The sequence below is a fragment of the Flavobacterium piscisymbiosum genome (assembly GCF_020905295.1).
In the GTDB taxonomy this organism is placed as follows: Bacteria; Bacteroidota; Bacteroidia; order Flavobacteriales; family Flavobacteriaceae; genus Flavobacterium; species Flavobacterium piscisymbiosum.
The window spans coordinates 3,045,062-3,065,218 of record NZ_JAJJMM010000001.1; the positions used below are offsets into that span (position 1 = coordinate 3,045,062).

Consider the following 20,157-nt stretch of genomic DNA (forward strand, 5'->3'; position numbering starts at 1 on the left):
TATAAAACCAAAAAGCCATTCGTAATTGAATGGCTTTTTTTATTTTTGCGTACTTCTAAAAAAGAATCACTTTTGATGTATTAGAAGAACTAAAAAAACAAGAATGACAACACAACAACTACACGAACAAATTCTTTTAAAAAAATCATTTTTATGCGTGGGGCTAGATCCTGATCTCACCAAAATCCCGCCTCATTTATTAGAAACCGAAGATCCTATTTTCGAATTCAATAAAGCTATAATCGATGCAACGCATGATTTGGCTGTAGGTTATAAACCTAATACTGCTTTTTTTGAAGCGTACGGAATAAAAGGCTGGCTTTCATTGCAGAAAACGATCAATTACATCAACGAGAATTTTCCTGAAATTTTCACCATTGCCGATGCAAAACGCGGTGATATCGGGAATACATCAAGCATGTATGCGAAAGCTTTTTTTGAAGATTTGAATTTTGATAGTGTAACTGTTGCGCCTTATATGGGTAAAGATTCGGTGGAGCCATTTTTGGCTTTCGAAAACAAACATACAATCATGTTAGCATTGACATCAAACGAAGGTGCTTTCGATTTTCAGACTTTAACTACCAACGGAAAAGAATTATACAAACAAGTTTTAGAGACTTCTAAAACATGGAAAAACAGCCATAACTTAATGTATGTGGTTGGCGCGACAAAAGCAGAATATTTTGCTGATATCAGAAAAATTGTTCCGGATAGTTTTTTATTAGTTCCCGGAATTGGCGCTCAGGGCGGAAGTTTATCTGAAGTATGCAAATACGGAATGAATGATAAAGTTGGCTTATTAGTCAACTCAGCCAGAGCGATTATCTATGCCTCAAAAGGAACTGATTTTGCAGAAAAGGCGAGGGAAGAAGCTTTATCTGTTCAACAAGAAATGGAAGGGATTTTAAATTTGAAGTTTCAGGTTTAAAGTTACTTTGAACATAATTTTTTACCACAGAGTTACACAAAGTTTTTTCACAGAGTTACACTAAGAAGTTTTACCGCAAAGTTTCGTAAAGAATTTTTAATTGCTGTTTAATAATAAGTAGTCAAATTTCACAAAGCTTTGCGCATAGCTTTGTGAGCTTTTTTTCGATAGAAAATAATTTTCCGCAAGAGTATAAAACTTTGCGAATCTCTGTGCAGAACTTTGTGTAACTCTGTGGTAGAAAAAACACAATCCAACAACTTTAAACAAAATAAACCTGAAACATGAAACAATTCCTCGATCAGCTCGGTACTTTACATTCTTTTGAGAAAACTCCAAGAAGAATCATTTCGTTAGTACCATCTCAAACCGAATTGCTGTTTGATTTAGGTTTAGAAGAAAAGATCATCGGGATCACTAAGTTTTGTGTACATCCGTATCATTTAAAATCGACTAAGAAGATAGTTGGCGGAACCAAGAAAATTCATTTCGAAAAGATAAAATTATTGCAGCCTGATATTATCATTTGCAATAAAGAAGAAAACACGCCCGAAATTGTAGAGCAATTAAGTACTATTTGTCCGGTGTGGGTAACGAATATTATTAGTATAGAAGATAATTTCCAAATGATTTCAGATTTTGGTCAACTCTTCAATTGCAGAACCGAATCTCAAAAATGGAATGACAAACTGACTTTCGCTTTAAGCGATTTCAAAAAATATATGGGAGATATTCCGGTACAAAAAGCAGCCTATTTTATCTGGAAAAATCCATTTATGGTGGCCGGAAAAGATACTTATATAAATGAGTTATTAAAACTAAATCATTTCTCGAATATCTACGAAGACAAAGGACGTTATCCTGAAATAGAACTCAAAAAAATGCGTATCGAAGGCGATCCTGATATTGTCTTTCTTTCATCAGAACCTTATCCTTTTAAAGAAGAAGACGCTTTCGAAATTGGACGTTTTACACATCATGCCAAAACAATCTTTGTCGATGGTGAAATGTTCTCATGGCATGGAAGTAGATTATTAAAGGCTTTTCCATACTTTAAAATACTGCACGAAAGATTGAAGAATTAATTTCAGATTTATTGGATTTAATTTTCTACCACAGAGATTCACAAAGTAAATTATTTTCCTTTGTGAAACTTTGCGTAATCTTTGTGGTAAAATTAAGCTAAAAAGTAAAGCAACCATAATTTGGAATTTAACCCAAAAAAGAATGCCGGCATCTCGAAGACGCCGGCATCATTTAACTAACCAAAACCAAAATAATAAATAACCAGTTTATTACACTACAAAGATCTAACATATATGAATGTTTTGCTGTTAAGGTTTTGTTATTACTTTGTTGGACATAAGTTAAGATTTTTCAATATTCATTTCTGAGCTTTCTATTGCGTTAAATAGCTTTTGATTATTAAAATATAATAACAATCAATTTTGGTTATGAATATCGTAAAGATATCTTTGTATATTTGATAAAACATTAAATATCAGCATTATGGATTCAAACAAAAAATTAACAACTGCAACAGGAACCCCTGTTCCGGACAATCAAAATATACAAACTGCAGGTCCGCGTGGACCCGTTTTATTGCAAGATTTTTGGTTTTTAGAAAAAATGGCGCATTTTGACCGCGAGGTAATTCCGGAAAGAAGAATGCATGCCAAAGGTTCTGGAGCTTATGGGACTTTTACTGTAACTCACGATATTTCAAAATACACAAGAGCAGATTTGTTTTCGGAAATTGGTAAAAAAACAGAAATGTTTGTGCGTTTTTCAACCGTTGCAGGTGAAAGAGGTGCTGCTGACGCTGAAAGAGACATTCGTGGTTTTGCCATGAAATTTTATACCAATGAAGGAAATTGGGATTTGGTAGGAAACAATACACCGGTTTTCTTTTTTCGTGATCCAATGAAATTTCCGGATTTAAATCACGCTGTAAAACGTGATCCAAAAACCAATTTAAGAAGTGCTGATAACAATTGGGATTTTTGGACTTTATTGCCTGAAGCTTTACATCAGGTTACCATTGTAATGAGTGATCGTGGAATTCCCAGATCATACAGGCAAATGCACGGATTTGGAAGTCATACTTTTAGTTTCCTAAACGCTCAAAACGAAAGACATTATGTGAAATTTCACTTTGTATCTCAACAAGGAATCGAAAATTTATCTGATGAAGAAGCAGCGCTATTAGTAGGTAACGACAGAGAAAGCCATCAAAGAGATTTATTCGATGCTATTGAAGAAGGAAACTTCCCAAAATGGAAAATGTTCGTTCAGATCATGACCGAAGATCAGGCGGCAAATTATCGTTTCCATCCTTTCGATTTGACTAAAGTTTGGTTAAAAGGCGATTTTCCTCTAATTCCGGTTGGAGAATTCGAATTGAATAAAAATCCTGAAAACTATTTTGCAGAGGTAGAGCAAGCGGCCTTTAATCCGGCGCACGTACCACCCGGAATTAGTTTCTCACCAGATAAAATGTTACAAGCCCGTTTATTTTCTTACGGAGATGCACACCGTTACCGCTTAGGAGTAAACAATTACCAAATTCCGGTAAACTCGTCAAGATGTCCTTATAACACTTTCCACAGAGACGGAGCAATGCGTGTAGACGGAAATAACGGAGGACGCAAACATTACGAACCAAACAGCTTTGGAGAATGGCAGGAACAACCTGAATTCAAAGAACCGCCATTAAAACTTCATGGTGATGCGTACGCACATAATTTCAGGGATGATGATAATGATTACTTTACCCAGCCAGGTTTATTATTCCGTTTATTAACCGATGAGAAAAAACAATTATTGTTCAAAAATACTGCAGGACAAGTAGGAGGAGCACAAAGATTTATTCAGGTGCGCCACATCAGAAACTGTTACAAAGCCGATCCTGCATACGGAGAAGGTGTAGCAAACGCTTTAGGTTTAACAATGGATGAAGTAAATAATTTTTCTGATCCAAGATTGTTAATCGAAGTGAGATAGGTTTTTTTGAGGTTCAAAGGGACAGGGTTGCAAAGGCTCAAGGTTCTCTTTGATATTAAATAGTAAACCCGACAAGTTTTTAAAATTTGTCGGGTTTTGTTATTTGATACAAATAAAACTTTTATGTAAACTGGACTGAAGTCCAGCTCTACAATATAATTCGTTCCTTCGGAACTATTAAAAAGCCTTTGGCTTTATCGATATTGTAGGGCCGGACTTTAGTCCGGTTTAAGAAAAAACCAGTGAAAACCCGTTTCAATCCGCACAATCCGTGGGCCAATAATTATACTCAAAGCTTTGCTATCTTCGTATTCTTTTACATTGCTACAATAAAACTTAGCGATCTTTGCGTAACCCTTCGCGCACTTTTTTGTAAGAAAAAACTTAGAGCCTTAGTAGCTTAGCATCTTAGTCACTAAGAGAAAACAACCGTCTTATTGCTATAAACCATTGTCTTACGTTCCGCATGCAGTTTTATGGCTCTTGCCAAAACGATACGCTCCAGATCACGCCCTTTCATAATAAAATCATCAACCGAATGTATGTGCGAAACCCTCGCTATATCCTGTTCGATAATTGGCCCTTCATCTAATTCAGCCGTAACATAATGACTCGTTGCCCCAATAATCTTAACACCACGTTTAAAAGCCGAATGATACGGTTTCGCACCTGGAAAAGCAGGTAAAAACGAATGATGAATATTAATGATTTTATTCTCATAAAGCGCAATTAAATTTGGCGTAATGATTTGCATGTAACGCGCCAAAACAATAAAATTAATCTGGTATCGCTGCAATAATTCAATTTGTTTCGCTTCGCCTTCTTCCTTATTATCTTTTGTAAAAGGTACACAATGAAACGGAATATCAAATCGTTCCGCAATCGATCTTAAATCGTTGTGATTACTTATAATTACCGGAATTTCAACATTCAGTTCTCCAGCGCTGTAGCGGCCTAAAATATCAAAAAGGCAATGATCGTATTTCGATACAAACAAAGCCATTTTTGGTTTCTGTTCCTGATTGTACAAATCCCATGACATATTAAAATCAGTTGCGATTGTTTTGTCAAAGTCAGCTTTCAGGCTTTCAATAGTAATGTTATGATTGGTCAGTTCACATTCCAATCGCATAAAAAATACATTTTGTTCTACATCAACATGCTGATCGATGTAAGTAATGTTTCCTTCTACTTTAGCAATAAAAGTGGTCACTGCGGCGATAATTCCTTTTTGATCTTTACAATGAATCAGAATGGTAATTTTTTGCATTTCAAGGTTTGGTTTATTTTGGTTAGTTACAAAGGTGCAAAGGTTCAAAGCGACAAAGGCTGCTTTATACCTTTGTTACTCTGAAACTTTGAGCCTTAAAAAAAATTATTTTTTGTCCTGCATTGCAAACACTTTTTGTAGTAAAGGTGTTGTTCTTGCATTAATATTGGTACGAATATCTTTTTCTTCGACAGCGATCATTTTAAAAACACCCGCCAAAGCCTGATTCGTAGTATAATCGGTTAAATCCGGATTTACTTTTCTCACTAACGGAATTGTGTTGTATTTATTAATGATGTTTTTCCAAACCACATCAGCACCCACTTTTTCAAAGGAGGTTTTAATCACCGGATTAAATTTCGCGTACAAAGCAGTATTAGTACCCTTTTGCAAATATGTAGTTGCAGCACTTTCATTTCCTAATAAAATGTTTTTAGCATCTGTAAACGACATATTTTTTACAGCCGTAACAAATATTGGGGTAGCTTCTTTTACGGCATCTTCGGCAGCACGATTTAATACTTTAATCCCTTCATCGGCAAGAGATGATAATCCAATTTTACGTAACGTAGCGTCTACTTTTTGTAATTCTTCGGGCATTAGAATTTTTACGGCTTCATTTTTATAAAAACCATCCACGGCGGTCAATTTACTCACTTGTTCAGTAATTCCTTTGTTTAAAGCTTCCTTTAATCCAGAAGCAATATCAACGCCGCCAACTCCTGAAAGCTGAGTCGATAATTTTGCCAGTTTTTGAGCTAAAGTTTCTTTTACCTGAGCTTGAGAGCTAAGAGATAATAGAAGAGATAGAATTAAAATCTTTTTCATTAGATAGTTTTATATAAGTTTCAAAAATACTACTTATTCAAAAACAAAGCCACAATTTTCTTTAGGAGTAGAAACAATTTGTTTTATAATTAACATTCGTCCCGCTGTTCGTTGCAATCTTTTGCTTTTTGGCAGCAAAAATCAAAAGGATTTCCACTTCTATCGGGGCTAGATTATAGGTTTTTGGGTTTTTAAGACGTGACGGTTTTTGCGCATAAAAAAAAGAGATTCAGCCTTAGCCAAATCTCTTTTTAAATTCTGTTAATAAGAATTTATTTTTTCAATTCAAATTTACCATCTTTCTCACAGTAAATATCATTCGAACCAGATTCGTATTTTTTATAGCATGAATCAGCTGTTTTTTCAACCAGAATAAAACCATTATCGTATTTAATAAATTTCAATTCCTGTCCTTTATCAGTTGTAATTGTAGTTTTATCATTTACAACAACAAAATCAACCTCTCCATTATCTTTATACACCCAAACTTTTGCCTGAGTAGGATCATTTGCTTGTAAAATACTTCCTTCTGTACGATTTGCAAATCGATCAGTTTTTAGTTTTCCTGTAAGTGTTTTTCCGTCTTGAGAGACAGTTCCGTTAAGATAAATGTAATAAACAGAGTCAAAAGTTGGGTTTGCAACCTTAGTACCAATATTCTTTTGGTTTACGGCCATCAAACTTTTAATGTTTGCTGTAGCTTCGTCTGGCCACATGCTCATCATTCCTGCACCTTGTTTGGCAGTTTCAAGATATTCAAGAGCCTTGTCAAAATTTAAAAGAAACACTTGAGTCAAAGATAAATTCAGATAAATTACTTTGTTGTAATCTTTTGGCTTTAGTTTTTTGTATTCTTTACCCACATAACCCAAATAGAATTTTTCAAGATCTGTAAGGTAGGCTTGATCTAAAGAATTCCCTGCAATTTTGTTTAGGAATTCATCTGTTTTAGTATTAAACTCAACAAGTTCCGGAAACTCTTCTGCTTTTTCGAATAAACCGTAGTTCAATGAAAATTCTTTTTCAGAGGTCAGAATGTTATTGTCTGTAAGATATTTGTAACCCAAATTGTTCAGGTCACTGGCAAGGCTTTGATTTGGTTTACCATTAATATAAGTTGGCGAATACATTTTAGCATTTGAACCTTTTTCGTATAAGATTTCATTGTTTTTTCCTAAAACTAAATATTTAAAATCTCCATCCAAAACATAAGTACCATTATCCGCTTTCTTATAAGTTGCACCCTTATATCCCATTAAAACACGAACATCAGGATTTGCTACATCTTTTTTAGTGTAATCTTCAATAGTGTTTTTAGGTACATTATGCTCGTAAGTTTTAGTGGTTTTATCTGCATAATCAGCATTCCACGTATCGTCTCCCTGAACAATAATGTTGTAGGTTTTAATGTCTTTAAAAAGTTCTGATTTTGGTATTGTAATCTTAACTTTTTTCTTGTTAGTATCTGCCTTTTGAGCATAAGAAGTACTGCCAATTAAAGTTAGCAATAAGAATAGTGTAGTTTTTTTCATGGGGTAAATTTTTGCCAAATATAAGAATATAGCAATCAAAACGACAAATGAAGACAATGTTTTAATTGAAATAAAACAATTGCTTAATTTACTGTTTTTAAATGTCTTATAATTCGGTTTCTTTTACTAAGAATTAAGATGTACTTTTAATTCTTCAATTTGGTTTTAAGATTCCAATCTCTCAGAATCTTAGCAACTTAGAACCTTAGCATCTTTTCCTAGGGCCAATACATTCGAACATTATAATTCCAATAGGTTTTGCTGGAGATATAAGTAGGTTGAAATTCCGGTATCCGCATGTTATTTTCGTCAAACAGTTGGACTCTGATAATTTTCTCGTTGGTGTCATCTTTTAAATCGATATTTCCTTCGGCGTCGTCAATGAGTTTCTTTTTCTTCAAATACAAATCAGGTTTTTCGATAATAAAAACTACTCCCGATTCATTTTTAGATGCGGCTTCTCCGGCCAGTTTTCCATTAACATCAAAGGTTTGAATTTTTTCTAAATAATCATTTTTGTAATAGAAAAGCTGGTACCCAATTCCGCCATGCTGTACTTGTAGTTTGTGATGGTCTAAACGAAAACGCAACACTTGCTTTTTTGCATTTGTAAATTCTGCTGAACCATTTCCGGTTGCATCAACGTGTTTGGATAAAATTTTGGCAGGTTTCGAAAACTGATTTACCTTATTAATAATGACTTGGTAATTACCCGATTGTGCTACTACAGAAACGCATTGCAGAAAACTAAAACAGATCAATAATAATTGTATTCGTTTTCGGTTTGCGCTAATCATTCTAATTGTATTCACCGTTGATGTTTTTGCGGTTTATTTGTTTGATTCCGGTTTTGGTAAAAGAATAAGTCGATTCTTCCTGCCAGCTCCATGTTTTTTGTTTGTCAAGATCTTCGCCCACTGCACTGTAAAGAATCTTAATCGTTTCCTTAGTTGTAATCATTTTAATTTCAATAAAATGATCCTGAATTTTTGCCGAAGATTCTGTTTTATTACAATATTGCAATCTGTCCAGCACTTTTGTATCTTCCTTGAACCATTTTTTCAAAAAAGACAAATGAGTTTCAGAACATTGATAGCCTAAATTAAGTGCAGAGAGAAATTTACATTTTAAATTGCTGGCATCTGCTTTTTTTGCGCCATCCCAATTGCATTCACTACTAACATCTGTTGCGATATAACCTAATGCGGCGCGCTGTTGGTCTGTTAATGTTTTAATGTAATTAGTATTGAGCTGAAGAGTTCCGGTGTTGTCCAGCCATAATATTTTGATATAAATATCCTGACTTTCATTTTCTGTAGCAGATTTATTTACTGTTGTAGAGGATATTGCATTATTTTGAGAAAATACTGAAGTGCAAAAATTAAAAAGAAATAATAAGGTAAGCAGGCGGATATTCATAATCTAAAAAATGTGAAAATTTGTTTTTGATAAAGATACTGTATCTAATATTGTTTTTTCAATAAAAAAAGGCAGAAATCTTTTTTAAGAATCTGCCTCAATTTATATGCAATTATTTTTTCAGTAAATCAATCTCTTCTTTTGTCGCTTTAACAAAAACAGTCATTTCGCTGTATTTCCATATTCCTCTTTTTTCGGCAACGACAAATAAGGTTGCTTTTCCTTTAGGGCCTTTTATCGGAATTTGTAAATTACAATTCCCACTATCATTGGTTGTGCTGATGTTTCCTGAAGTCATTCCGTCATCTTCGATTGGTGTTCCCAGTTTTTCGATTACCGTTTTGTTCTTTTGTGCTTCGGTCATGGCACCTTTATAAGCATCAGAATTAGTCATCATCGAGGTAACTCCAAAGAAAATACTGGCAATAAATACCACAAAAATCAGCAAAATACTCACACATCCTGTTGGTACAAACCATTTCCAGTTTCTTTCCCACCAGCTTTTTCGAACTTCAACGTAATCGTCTTCCATAATAGATCTCAGTTTAAAGTTAGAAAGATACTATTATTTTTGTTGAAATTAAAAAAAGGGTATTCTGAATAACTCTAATTATTTCGCGGGTGCATAGCTATTGGTAAACAAACGACCTTGTCCAATTTCTATTAGTGTTTTATGCGGATCACCATAATCATCAGACATGATTGATGCCATTTGTAAATTTTTGATACCTTTTATTTTATTATTCTGAACATCTATTTCGCCGGATAAAATAATCAGGTTTTGAAATTTTGAAACTGAATTGTTACTTTCTAATTCCCCATTGCTATGTAATAAAATAGAGAATTTATTGCCTTCTCCAGATATAAAAGAACCTTTTCCCTGCCAGGTTTCATTTTTAAACATGATAGAGTAGATCAGAAAATTGTTGAAATCGACACTTAGTTTTGCAGTATTCTGATTCGAAAGTGTAAGGGTTGATAAACCGACTTCTAAGTCCTCGAAAGTATCGTTAGGTTGAGTAGATTTAGCACAATAAAAAGGGTTTATCGCATAAACGCCTTCTACATTAGGAGGAGTCAAGCCTTTGTGAATGGTGATGCCAAGATCATCAATTGCTTTTTGCATGGCAGTATTTACATAGTAATCGTAAGAGTTTTTTTCAGGGATGATATTCTCTTCTTCGTTAGAATCATTAGAGGAACATGATGTAACACTTAAAAAGATGCATAGTAAAAATACTTTAATTGTAGTGGTTTTCATAGCTTTGATCGTTTTAGAATATTGCTTTAAATTATTTGCAAAAATCTTTATAAAAGTTGCTTTTTTTTACTTCTAAAAGTTTAAAAACTATCACTTTAGGGTTTTGTTTTTCAATTCAATAATCTGCTAAATATTCTTTGGCTTTTTTTGAGTTGTTTTTTCATCAAATAGGTAGTAATCGTCTTTATCTTTTGCTAAACAATCTTTAGTAACATGAAATGTTTTAAGATTGGCCTTAATAGTCTTAAGGTTTCGCTCTGGATAAATATGATTTCTGTCTTTTGCAAAGCAGCTGTTTTTGATGATTTCAAAACTGGCATAGTCTACATGGCTGGATAAAAATTTCCTCCATAAGCCATTACATAGTGATGATAGACATGCTTTTTGTCTCTATAAAAAGATTGTCCTATAAAATGAAATGTTATTGTGTCAATAATTGTTTTTAGTGGTATATAATCTGCAAGTGGCGTTTTTGTAATAAAGAAAACGTTCACATCTTTTTCAGAGACTTTATGGTCTTTAAAACCAATATCACCAAGTTTGTTTACCTATAAACCATATTTCAATTTTTTCTATTGAAGTGTTTGATCTTCCTTACTCAGGTTTTCCTGAGAAGCTTCAATTTTAGTTTCGAAATCATTTGAATATGATCTGTAGATTACAAGGGCGGTAACTAACAGTACCATTAAACTTAGAATGAGAAGTAGGGCTGATTTGTTTTTAGTACTCATTATATTAGTCTTTTATTCTTGCTGCATTAATAAAACCCCATTTGGTGTTTTTCATTACCATAAATTTCCCTTCGCTTACAACACTTGAAATGTCATCGTATTGAAATGGCAGAATAGTTTCTCCTTTTTTATTGATTACTCCCCATTTACCATTAAATACTACTCTCGCAAAACCATCTTCAAATTCATTTGCAACGCTGTAAATAGTAGGAATTATAATCTTACCCGTTTTATCAATATAGCCGCATTTGCCTTCTTTTTGAACAATTGCCAAGCCGTCATTAAAATAGGTTTTCGAAAAATCGGCAATATCATATTTTAAGGGAATGATTTCTTTGCCTGCTGTATCAATAAAACCACTTTTTGTACCTAATTCTACATAAGCCATTCCTTCTCTGAAATTTGCAATATTATCATACTTGAGAGTTGTAATTTCTTTGCCGCTTGTATCTATAAAGCTCCATTTTTTGTTTGCATATATTGGAGCAAAACCATTATGGAAATAACGTGCGCCCTGATCTTTTGTATAATAATCAAAATCATATCTTAGGGGCGTTATTTCTTGGCCATTTTTATTAATAAAACCACATTTTTTATTAAGCATTACGTAAGCAAAATCACCATCAAAATCCCAAAGGACATCATATTTTAGCGGAGTTAGGTTTTTGCCTGTTTTATCAATGAACCCCATTTTTTTATTTAATTCTACTTTAACATATCCGTTTTTAAAGCGGGAAATATTATCATAAATAATTGGGATAATTTCTTTCCCTGTATTATCAATGTATCCCCATTTATTTTTTAGTTCTGCTATGCACAAGTCCTCTAAGTCGTTTGCAAATCCAGATAAACCATCATATTTAAAAGGAGTAATTGCTTTACCTTTAAAATCAATCAATGCCCATTTCGTATCCTGTCGCACCGCAAACACAAACGGTTTTTTTGTTTGATCCATTTGTATTTCATCATAAATAAATGGAATGATTATTTCGCCACTGATATCAATAACGCCACATTTTTTATTAAGTTTTGCAATAGTAATACCTTGATGAAAAAGATTTACTTCATTGTATTTGGCATCAATAATTAAATTTCCGGTTTTGTCAATAAAGCCATATTTTTCATTTATTTGAACGTATGCAATACCTTCAAAAAAAGAAGTGACATTACTATATTTTAAGGGAATAATTTCTTTACCATCTGTATTAATAAAACCATGCTTTTGATTTAGTTCTACATGTGCCATGTTTTCATCAAACCAGGTAACATTATCGTATTTTATGGGAGTTATTTCTTTACCCTCTGTATTAATAAACCCCCATTTATTATTTAGTTTTACAGCAGCAAATTCTTCATGGTAAGGAGCTACTTCATCATACTTACATATTAAAGTATCATTTTGAGTATTTTGCGCTTTTACGCATTTAGTAGAAACAAAAGAAAGAGTTGAGATAAAAAGAAGTGCTGCTATTTTTTTCATTTTTTGATAATTGACCTGCAAAAAATTTTAGTTTTTCCTTCAAATAAAGTTTATATTCTCATCAGAACGACTGTTTGATACCTGTTGATTTTTATCTAAAACATGCGCAGGTACTTAAGTATTGTTATCATAAAAAGTTTTTTAATTACTGCTTTAAGACAAATAAATTAATTAAACTGTAAGTATTGTGTGTTAGGATTGTAAACTGGATTATTTCTATTTAACTCGCTCAATATTGTTTGGGTATAGTCTTTTCCTCCTTTAATTAAATAGTATAAAGATGTGACCACATAAATTGGTGCCAAGGGAAAAGCGCGCCAGCTTACAGCCAGATTAACAAAAAAATGTTTTAAGGCGTATTTAAAAGTTTTTTCTTCTGGACGAATAAAATAAATATTTGAACATTTAAATTTTTTAACCAGTTTCGAAATGGTATTCGGAAAAATTACAAATCTTCCTCCTTGTTGTATTAATACATTTATTTCAAACATCGTCAGTCCTTCTGTATTATTCGTTTTCATAGTATTAAATTAAAAAAAATAAATAGTGGTATAATATTTTGCAAAGGTCAGTAAATGTAAATTTATTTTTAGGACGTAAAAGGTTTAAAAGTAGTAGTTTAAGGTATTTTTTAAGCGGATAAAAAAAATCGGAAACCCAACTAAATGAGTTTCCGATTGATTCTTTATTTTTGACAAATTAATTTAGACTGATAGCTTTTTCAGGGCTTAACTCAGCATCTTTTTCATAAACATCCTGATAGAAACCAATTTCGCCATTTTCATTTACTAATGAAGTAAAATAAGTTATGTAAATAGGTATTTTTTTAGAAAGTTTAAAACTGTTTTCTGTTTTACCTTCCATGGCTTTATCAATTTTGGCCTGATTCCATTCTGGATAATCCTGAAGCATTGCAACTGCTAATTCTTTTGCCATTTTTACATTGATACAACCATGGCTAAAAGTTCTTTTTTCAAAATCGAATAAAGTTTTAGATGGTGTATCGTGCAAATAGATGTCATCCGGGTTTGGAAACATAAATTTTACCAATCCTAAAGAATTATCAGGGCCTGGTTTTTGTCTTACCTGACCATTTACTATTTCCATATTTTTTTCGGCAAGATAATTTTTATTTGAGGCTATTTTACCTTTTAACTCGTTGTTCACAATACTTTGTGGCACTGTCCAGTAAGGGCTAAAAACGATTCTGTCAATTTCACTGTTAAAAATAGTAGTTTTAGTCAATGGCGCACCAACAAAAACGCTCGAGGTCAATTGAACTTTTCCGTTTTTAACATAAATTAATTCATACGAAGGAACGTTTACTAAAACATATTCATCACTAGCGGCAATTTGAGCCGAAATAGCACGACATCTTTCCATATTAAGTTTTAGTGTTTCCATTTTATCAGAAAGCGGAATATTCATTTCTTTAATATGTTCTTCTGCAAGAATATAGTTAGGTTTAAAACCATTACGGACTTTATATTTCATTACAGCATCCATCAATTCACGATCGTAAACGTCGCTTTTAGAATCTGTTTTTAAATCTCCTAATAAGTATAATCGATTTCTAACTTGCGTAATAGTGTTCGAAACAGCATCCGGACGTAAATCTTTATAAGGTGTTTCTGCCGGAACAATAGGTTTCCATTTATTAGTTCGGTCTAGTTTTTTATATTTTTTTAGAACATCCTGCAATTTGTAATATTGATCATATTCTACTTTTACATCTGCAGTGGCTGTTGAGGCATTTGCTTCTTCGATAGTGCTGTAATTTAAGAAATCTTTCAGCATGGCATCATAAGATACTTTTTTCTTAGAATCAATAATACTTTTTTTAGCATAAGCAATATATAAAGAGCTTATAAGCATATCAGCATCTGTTTTAGAAATTTTTGTTTCTGAGGATGAAAAAAGGTCATCAATTTCTTTTTGATAAGGAATAATTAAGTCGTTTGTTTTTTTTGCTTTTTCGTAAAGTACAGATCCAAATTCATTAATGTTATCTTCGTCAAACCAAATAGTTCCCAAAGTTCTGTTTTTGTATAATGACATGACATCAGATTTATATTTTTTTAAATCAGAATATCTTTTAAAGAAATCATTTGAAAGTTCTTCTACATTATCAGCATCTGAATTAGTGTAAACAGTTGTGCCGGATGCAGTTTTTTTATAGGATAGAATGTCGTTTTCTACTGTATTAAAAGAAGATACAAAGAAAGTCAAACTTAAAATTACGGTGAATTGGAATAATGTTTTCATTTTTTAAATTTTTACGTTTATTACTTGAGAATAAAAGTTTTTGGGTAAAAATTTGGGGCTTTTCTACCATGCTAAATTACTTTAGGTATCTGGAAAACAAGTTGTTGTATTTAAATTAAATTTTTCAAGATTACCATGTTGTTAACTTTTCTATAAGACTTATATAGGATATATACGATAACGATTGAAATTGTTACCCCTCTCTATAAAAAAAATATTCTTTTTTTTGTTAAGAAAAAGATATTACGATAACCAAATATTATAATATTTTGTAAATTGCTCCCTTAAAATTATCATATTCATAAAATGGAACAACAAATACCATATATTCCTAAAAATAAAGTAAGAATTGTTACTGCAGCATCACTTTTTGACGGACACGATGCAGCGATCAATATTATGCGTCGTATTATTCAGTCAACTGGGGTTGAGGTGATTCACCTGGGGCACGATCGTAGTGTCGAAGAGGTGGTAAATACCGCTATTCAGGAAGATGCAAATGCGATTGCCATGACATCTTATCAGGGCGGACACAATGAGTACTTTAAATATATGTATGATTTGCTCCACGAAAAAGGGGCAGGGCATATCAAGATTTTTGGCGGTGGAGGCGGAGTAATCCTGCCAAGCGAAATTTCAGAATTACACGAATATGGTATTACAAGAATTTATTCTCCGGATGATGGCCGTTCTTTAGGGCTGCAGGGAATGATCAACGATTTGGTAGAACGTTCTGATTATCCAATTGGAGACAAACTAAACGGAGAAATCGATCATATCGAAAATAAAATTCCAACTGCAATTGCACGATTAATTTCGGCAGCTGAGAATTTCCCTGAAATTGCAAAACCGGTTTTCGATCAGATTCATACCAATAATACCAATTCTAAAATTCCGGTTTTGGGAATTACAGGAACGGGTGGAGCGGGAAAATCATCTTTGGTAGATGAATTGGTTCGTCGTTTTTTAATTGATTTCCCTGAAAAAACAATCGGATTAATTTCTGTCGATCCTTCGAAACGTAAAACAGGCGGAGCGCTTTTAGGAGACAGAATCCGAATGAATGCGATTAATAATCCTCGTGTTTATATGCGTTCGCTGGCGACACGTCAGTCGAATTTGGCATTGTCAAAATATGTAGCCGAAGCGATTCAGGTTTTAAAAGCTGCAAAATACGATTTGATTATTCTTGAAACTTCAGGAATTGGACAATCAGATACCGAGATTATGGATCATTCTGATGTATCCTTATATGTAATGACACCGGAATTTGGTGCAGCAACACAATTAGAAAAAATCGACATGCTTGATTTTGCTGATTTGGTGGCTTTGAATAAATTCGATAAAAGAGGCGCACTTGACGCCATTCGTGACGTTAAAAAACAATATCAAAGAAATCATAATCTTTGGGATAAAAATCCTGATGATATGCCAGTTTTCGGAACCATTGCTTCGCAGTTTAATGATCCGGGAATGAACACGCTGTATAAAGCGATTATGGATAAGATTGTTGAAAAAACAGATTCAGATCTAAAATCGACTTTTGAAATCACGCGCGAAATGAGTGAGAAAATCTTCGTGATTCCGCCACACAGAACGCGTTATTTATCTGAAATTGCAGAGAATAACAGATCGTATGATGAAAGTGCGCTTTCGCAACAAAAAGTAGCTCAAAAATTATACGGAATCTTTAAAACCATAGAATCAGTTTCAGGAAAAATTCCGCAAATTAATAAAGCAGGAATTGATGAAGATAGTGTCACCCTGAGCGCAGCCCAAGGACTTGACGAAAATAGAATATTTCTTAATCTTTTACTGAATCAGTTTGATAAAGTAAAAATGGATTTAGATCCGTACAATTGGGAAATTATCCTGAATTGGGATGAGAAAGTAAACAAATACAAAAATCCGGTGTATACGTTTAAAGTGCGTGATAAAGAAATTAAAATCGCGACACATACTGAGAGTTTATCACACATACAAATCCCGAAAATTGCTTTGCCTAAATACGAAGCCTGGGGCGATATCCTGCGTTGGAATTTACAGGAAAATGTTCCGGGAGAATTTCCGTTTGCTTCAGGATTGTATCCGTTCAAGCGTGAAGGCGAAGATCCGTCAAGAATGTTTGCGGGAGAAGGCGGACCGGAAAGAACCAACAAACGTTTTCATTACGTAAGCGCAGGATTGCCTGCAAAACGTCTTTCAACAGCTTTTGACAGTGTAACTTTATACGGAAACGATCCTGATATTCGTCCTGATATCTACGGAAAAATTGGAAATGCCGGAGTTTCGATTTGTTGTCTGGATGATGCTAAAAAATTGTATTCAGGTTTCGATCTGGTTCATGCTTTAACTTCTGTAAGTATGACCATAAACGGGCCCGCGCCAATGTTATTGGGTTTCTTTATGAATGCAGCAATCGATCAGCAATGCGAGTATTATATTAAGGAGAACGAATTAGAAAAAGAAGTTGAGGTAAAAATCAACAAAATATATAAAGAAAGCGGATTAGAACGCCCAAGATATCAAGGCGATTTACCGGAAGGAAACAATGGTTTAGGTTTAATGCTTTTGGGCGTTACAGGAGATCAGGTTTTGCCTCAGGAAGTGTATAATGAAATAAAAGCCAGAACATTATCACAAGTTCGTGGAACGGTTCAGGCTGATATTTTAAAAGAAGATCAGGCGCAAAACACTTGTATTTTTTCCACCGAATTTGCGTTGCGATTAATGGGCGACGTTCAGGAATATTTTATTACCAAAAACGTTCGTAATTTCTATTCGGTTTCCATTTCAGGATATCATATTGCCGAGGCAGGAGCGAACCCAATTACGCAATTGGCATTTACGCTTTCTAATGGTTTCACTTACGTGGAATATTACCTAAGCCGCGGAATGAGCATCAACGATTTTGGACCAAATTTATCGTTCTTCTTTTCGAACGGAGTAGATCCTGAATATTCGGTTATTGGTCGCGTGGCACGTAAAATTTGGGCAAAAGCCATGAAAAACAAATACGGGGCCAACGAAAGAGCGCAAATGCTAAAATATCATATTCAAACTTCAGGACGTTCGTTACACGCACAGGAAATTGATTTTAATGATATCAGAACCACTTTGCAGGCTTTGTATGCGATTTACGACAACTGTAATTCGCTACATACAAATGCTTATGATGAAGCGATTACAACACCAACCGAAGAATCTGTGCGTAGAGCAATGGCGATTCAGTTGATTATTAATAAAGAATTAGGTCTGGCTAAAAATGAAAACCCAATTCAAGGTTCGTTTATCATCGAAGAATTAACAGATTTGGTAGAAGCAGCCGTTCTACAAGAATTCGACCGAATCACAGAACGTGGCGGAGTTCTAGGTGCAATGGAAACGATGTACCAACGTTCTAAAATTCAGGAAGAAAGTTTGTATTACGAAACCCTGAAACACAACGGCGATTTCCCAATTGTGGGTGTCAACACATTCCTAAGCTCAAAAGGTTCTCCAACGGTAATTCCGGCAGAAGTAATTCGCGCCACCGAAGAAGAAAAACAATATCAGATTACCATGCTGGATAACTTACACCAGTTTCACGAAGCAAAAGTAAACGAGCATCTCAACAAACTACAGGAAGCCGCCATTAAAAACGAAAATTTATTCGACCATTTAATGGAAGCTACAAAGGTTTGTTCGCTGGGTCAGATTACTTCGGCATTGTTTGAAGTTGGCGGGCAGTATAGAAGGAATATGTAGAATTTTATTTCAAATGTCCTAAATTATCGGACGTTTATTCAATATGAAAATCCTCTCAGAAATGAGAGGATTTTATTTTAATAAAAAGTTCTCAGACCAAATAGTAAAAGTCGTTAGGCAACGAATCCTTTTTTTATAAATTTTTCTTTAAACGTAAATTTTTCCGCCATTTTAAAAGCTTCAATTATTAACCATATCCTATTGGCAATTACGCAAAAGTACTTTCCAGTTCTAAATTCGGTCATTATGCCTACTAATCTATAATCAACTTCAGTTTTGCCTGTCGCAGGGTTATCATAAATCAATAAAAGCCATAGTCCACAGCCACTTATGCCATGAAATTGAGGAATTATTTTATCTCTTTTATTAGTATTAACATTTGTACCTTTTCCTTTTACATTCAATATCATGTGGTCTCTTTTGTTGAACTTATAAAGTTGATATGGCTTATCATTAGTAGGAGGACTACCCAAAAAAAATGTTGCGCCTGTATTAAAAGATTTTTCTTCTTTAGTAATATTGATAGCGGGATAACCAAGTACACAATAATTGGTTCCATTTAATAAATTGTTGTGGTGTCGAAATTTTTCTATAGTAACAGGAATGTAAGCTTTTGACAAATTGAATGTCGTTTGTTTGTCAAGCTTAATGTATGCCAAATCAATAGGTTCACTTTTTTCAATAATTGAATATTTTACTTCACCTAATACAGGTATAAAAAGTTTGTTACTAACTCTAATTCTTAAATATTCATTAGGATGATCTTCAAAGAAACTTGCAACGTGTGATGCCGTTATAATAAAATAATCATTATAAATCTTAGCAAAGACACCAGAACCAAATGGTTTGAGTTTACCATTTACCTCATTTAAGAATTGAATAGTATGCTTCATGATTTTACTGTTTATTTGCTCTAAAACAGCTTCATCAGTTTCATTAGTAAATATCTTTTCTTTCATTATTGTAGAATTTACTGTTTAATTTTTTACTCTGTTGCCCATGATACATTTGCGTTTATTCATAGTAATAGAATTAAATATTTGATTCATATATTTTAATTCTTATTCACGCAACGTAATTCAAATATATTAAAAGCTTAATGATTAACATTAAGTGTAAATACATACTTTTTTCTTATTCGCTCAAGTTTTCTGTTCGTAAAACCAAATTATATCCTCACAGTTTTGTCATTTCGACGAAGGAGAAATCCCCACGAGTAGCTCTATAAAGATTGAATTTTCGTTGCGGAGTTACTTGCGAAGATTTCTCCTCCGTCGAAATGACAATATTGTGACTATTTTTGATGAAGTTTAAAAAAAGTTCCGAAGGAACAAAACATAATGTAGGGACGGATTTTAATCCGTCCATGACAAAGAAATTCGTAATCAAAATTCATTAGCGCCAGCAGTAAAACAATAAAGCACCATAAAGTTTGTCATTTCGACCGAAGGGAGAAATCTCCAAACGCTGAGCAAGCACTGTTGAGGAGTTACCAGCGAAGATTTCTCCTTCGTCGAAATGAGAATATTGTGACTATTTTTGATAAAGTTTAAAAAAAGTTCCGAAGGAACAAAACATATTGTAGGGACGGATTAAAATCCGTCCATGACAAAGAAATTTGTTCTCATAATTCATTAGCACTAGCAAAACCATAAAAATCCTATTATCAAATATAGCCCGTGGTTTCAAC

The 20,157-nt window shown here is 33.5% G+C and carries 16 protein-coding genes and 1 pseudogene; 4 read left to right on the forward strand and 13 right to left on the reverse strand.

Annotated features, from left to right (window positions below; genetic code table 11):
- The first annotated feature begins 103 nt into the window (after positions 1-103).
- The 3 genes from pyrF to LNP81_RS13315 all read left to right on the forward strand — a co-directional run bounded on the left by pyrF (position 104) and on the right by LNP81_RS13315 (position 3,934).
- Positions 104-931, forward strand: coding sequence for an orotidine-5'-phosphate decarboxylase (gene pyrF / locus LNP81_RS13305; protein ID WP_230036538.1), 828 nt, complete (start codon positions 104-106; stop codon positions 929-931).
- A 284-nt stretch (positions 932-1,215) separates the two neighbouring features.
- On the forward strand, positions 1,216-2,016 hold the full coding sequence (locus tag LNP81_RS13310) for an ABC transporter substrate-binding protein (RefSeq protein ID WP_230036540.1): 801 nt from the start codon (positions 1,216-1,218) through the stop codon (positions 2,014-2,016).
- A 424-nt stretch (positions 2,017-2,440) separates the two neighbouring features.
- Positions 2,441-3,934 carry a catalase gene (locus LNP81_RS13315; protein ID WP_065447696.1) on the forward strand — a complete coding sequence of 498 codons (1,494 nt, stop codon included), beginning with the start codon at positions 2,441-2,443 and terminating at the stop codon, positions 3,932-3,934.
- Between the two features lie 415 nt (positions 3,935-4,349).
- On the opposite strand, the gene purU is transcribed toward LNP81_RS13315, so the two are convergent.
- The 12 genes and pseudogenes from purU to LNP81_RS13370 all read right to left on the reverse strand — a co-directional run bounded on the left by purU (position 4,350) and on the right by LNP81_RS13370 (position 14,720).
- Positions 4,350-5,204: a formyltetrahydrofolate deformylase gene (purU, locus tag LNP81_RS13320; RefSeq protein ID WP_230036542.1), complete on the reverse strand. Its 855-nt coding sequence runs from the start codon at positions 5,202-5,204 to the stop codon at positions 4,350-4,352.
- A 105-nt stretch (positions 5,205-5,309) separates the two neighbouring features.
- Complete coding sequence (locus LNP81_RS13325; protein WP_230036544.1) at positions 5,310-6,032, reverse strand: DUF4197 domain-containing protein; 723 nt, start codon at positions 6,030-6,032, stop codon at positions 5,310-5,312.
- Positions 6,033-6,304: 272 nt separating this feature from the next.
- The gene (locus LNP81_RS13330; protein ID WP_230036546.1) at positions 6,305-7,564 is read right to left on the reverse strand and encodes a hypothetical protein; all 1,260 of its coding nucleotides are present in this window, start codon (positions 7,562-7,564) and stop codon (positions 6,305-6,307) included.
- Positions 7,565-7,782: 218 nt separating this feature from the next.
- Positions 7,783-8,376, reverse strand: coding sequence for a hypothetical protein (locus LNP81_RS13335; RefSeq protein ID WP_230036548.1), 594 nt, complete (start codon positions 8,374-8,376; stop codon positions 7,783-7,785).
- The gene (locus LNP81_RS13340; protein ID WP_230036550.1) at positions 8,363-8,983 is read right to left on the reverse strand and encodes a DUF674 domain-containing protein; all 621 of its coding nucleotides are present in this window, start codon (positions 8,981-8,983) and stop codon (positions 8,363-8,365) included. Before LNP81_RS13340 ends, LNP81_RS13335 begins: the two co-directional genes overlap by 14 nt.
- Positions 8,984-9,095: 112 nt before the next feature.
- Positions 9,096-9,515 (reverse strand): cytochrome c oxidase assembly factor Coa1 family protein, encoded by a 420-nt coding sequence (locus LNP81_RS13345; protein WP_230036552.1) that lies wholly within the window; start codon positions 9,513-9,515, stop codon positions 9,096-9,098.
- Between the two features lie 78 nt (positions 9,516-9,593).
- Positions 9,594-10,244 carry a hypothetical protein gene (locus LNP81_RS13350; RefSeq protein WP_230036554.1) on the reverse strand — a complete coding sequence of 217 codons (651 nt, stop codon included), beginning with the start codon at positions 10,242-10,244 and terminating at the stop codon, positions 9,594-9,596.
- Positions 10,245-10,370: 126 nt separating this feature from the next.
- Positions 10,371-10,571 (reverse strand): annotated as a pseudogene (locus LNP81_RS27530) (DKNYY domain-containing protein); the annotation flags it as partial.
- Between the two features lie 245 nt (positions 10,572-10,816).
- Positions 10,817-10,975, reverse strand: coding sequence for a hypothetical protein (locus tag LNP81_RS13355; protein WP_230036556.1), 159 nt, complete (start codon positions 10,973-10,975; stop codon positions 10,817-10,819).
- 4 nt (positions 10,976-10,979) lie between these two features.
- Positions 10,980-12,455 (reverse strand): WG repeat-containing protein, encoded by a 1,476-nt coding sequence (locus LNP81_RS13360; protein WP_230036558.1) that lies wholly within the window; start codon positions 12,453-12,455, stop codon positions 10,980-10,982.
- Positions 12,456-12,622: 167 nt separating this feature from the next.
- On the reverse strand, positions 12,623-12,976 hold the full coding sequence (locus tag LNP81_RS13365) for a hypothetical protein (protein ID WP_230036560.1): 354 nt from the start codon (positions 12,974-12,976) through the stop codon (positions 12,623-12,625).
- A 178-nt stretch (positions 12,977-13,154) separates the two neighbouring features.
- On the reverse strand, positions 13,155-14,720 hold the full coding sequence (locus LNP81_RS13370) for a L,D-transpeptidase family protein (protein ID WP_230036562.1): 1,566 nt from the start codon (positions 14,718-14,720) through the stop codon (positions 13,155-13,157).
- Positions 14,721-15,026: 306 nt separating this feature from the next.
- Here LNP81_RS13370 and LNP81_RS13375 point away from each other — a divergent pair, with 306 nt between their 5' ends.
- Complete coding sequence (locus LNP81_RS13375; protein ID WP_230036564.1) at positions 15,027-18,467, forward strand: methylmalonyl-CoA mutase family protein; 3,441 nt, start codon at positions 15,027-15,029, stop codon at positions 18,465-18,467.
- 113 nt (positions 18,468-18,580) lie between these two features.
- Here the strand turns inward: LNP81_RS13375 and LNP81_RS13380 are convergent, their stop codons facing one another.
- Complete coding sequence (locus LNP81_RS13380) at positions 18,581-19,426, reverse strand: hypothetical protein (protein ID WP_230036566.1); 846 nt, start codon at positions 19,424-19,426, stop codon at positions 18,581-18,583.
- Positions 19,427-20,157 lie beyond the last annotated feature (731 nt).